Annotated in this window: 1 protein-coding gene and 1 pseudogene; both read left to right on the forward strand. The window is 44.2% G+C overall.

The window, feature by feature from the left end:
- A partial coding sequence (locus A3762_RS24075) for an ABC transporter substrate-binding protein (RefSeq protein WP_156493718.1) occupies window positions 1–394 on the forward strand: 394 nt, incomplete at its 5' end.
- Window positions 395–472: 78 nt separating this feature from the next.
- Window positions 473–891, forward strand: a pseudogene (locus A3762_RS24080) (branched-chain amino acid ABC transporter permease LivH); the annotation flags it as partial.

The following is an 891-nucleotide window of genomic DNA, read 5'->3' on the forward strand; positions in this document are numbered from 1 at the left end:
AGGCTTCAAAGCACAATTTATGGGTCCAGAAGGTGTTGGTAACAATGATATCAATGCAATTGCAGGTCCTGCGTCTGAAGGTTTGCTCGTAACACTTCCACCAAGCTTCGACAAAAACCCAGCAAACGCAGACTTGGTTAAGTCTTTTGTTGACGTGGGTCAGGACGCAAGCGGTGCGTTCGTATTGACAGCTTACTCAGCGGTTCAAGTACTTGCAGATGCAATGGTCAAAACTGGCGGTACTGACACTGACGCAATGCAGAAAGCAATGCGTGAAATGAATTTCAGCACGCCAACAGGTGATATCCAGTTTGACGAGAAAGGCGATCTTAAGCAGTTCGACTTTGTTGTTTACAACTGGCACCAAGATGGCTCAAAAACTGAAGCCAAGTAAACACAAGTAGTTAGAGTAATTAGAACACCTGCTCTCTGCTGAGAGTGGGTGTTTTTTTTGGTAACAAGGTAGGGATAGATGCTAGAAGCATTCTTATATTTCATACAACAAATACTCAATGGACTGACGATTGGTAGTACCTATGCGTTAATCGCAATCGGTTACACCATGGTTTACGGCATTATTGGCATGATCAACTTCGCGCATGGTGAAGTGTACATGATCGGCACTTATGTCAGCTTTGTCGTGATAGCAGGACTAACGATGTTAGGCATCGAATATGTTCCTATTATTATCCTCGCTGCACTCACAATAGCCATTATTGTATCGAGTTCTTTCGGCTGGGCGATTGAGAGAACAGCATATAGACCTCTGCGCGGAGCGAATCGATTAATTCCTTTAATCTCTGCAATTGGTATGTCTATCTTCCTACAAAACTTTGTAGTGAATGCGCAAGGCGCTCGCGATGTTGCGATTCCTCCTATGATTAGTGGCGG

The organism is Oleiphilus sp. HI0125 (genome assembly GCF_001635355.1).